Origin of the sequence: Roseivivax isoporae LMG 25204 (assembly GCF_000521865.1) — a bacterium.
GTDB classification, from domain to species: Bacteria; Pseudomonadota; Alphaproteobacteria; order Rhodobacterales; family Rhodobacteraceae; genus Roseivivax; species Roseivivax isoporae.
Genome location: NZ_JAME01000201.1, coordinates 1 through 303 on the forward strand (window position 1 = coordinate 1; position 303 = coordinate 303).

The window sequence follows — 303 nt, forward strand, 5'->3', positions numbered from 1 at the left end:
GGATCTTCGCCACCGGGCTGTCCGACCATCTCAAGCAGCCCGTCATCATCGACAACCGCCCCGGCGCGGGCGGCATCATCGGCTCGGACATGGTGGCCAAGGCGCCAGCCGATGGCTACACCTTCCTGGTGGCCGGCAATGGCGCCATCACCAACAAGCTGCTGCGCAGCAAGATGCCCTATGAGGACAGCGACCTGGTGCCGGTCGGGCTGCTGTTCGAATCGTCCTCGGTCATCGTCGTCAGCGCCAACAGCAAGATCCATTCGCTCAAGGACTGGCAGCAGCAGGCCGGCAAGGAGAAGC

At 64.4% G+C, this 303-nt stretch carries 1 protein-coding gene; it reads left to right on the top strand.

Annotated features, from left to right (window positions below; genetic code table 11):
* Positions 1-303: tripartite tricarboxylate transporter substrate-binding protein (locus tag RISW2_RS23345; protein WP_043776158.1), on the top strand; the 303-nt coding region annotated here is incomplete at both ends.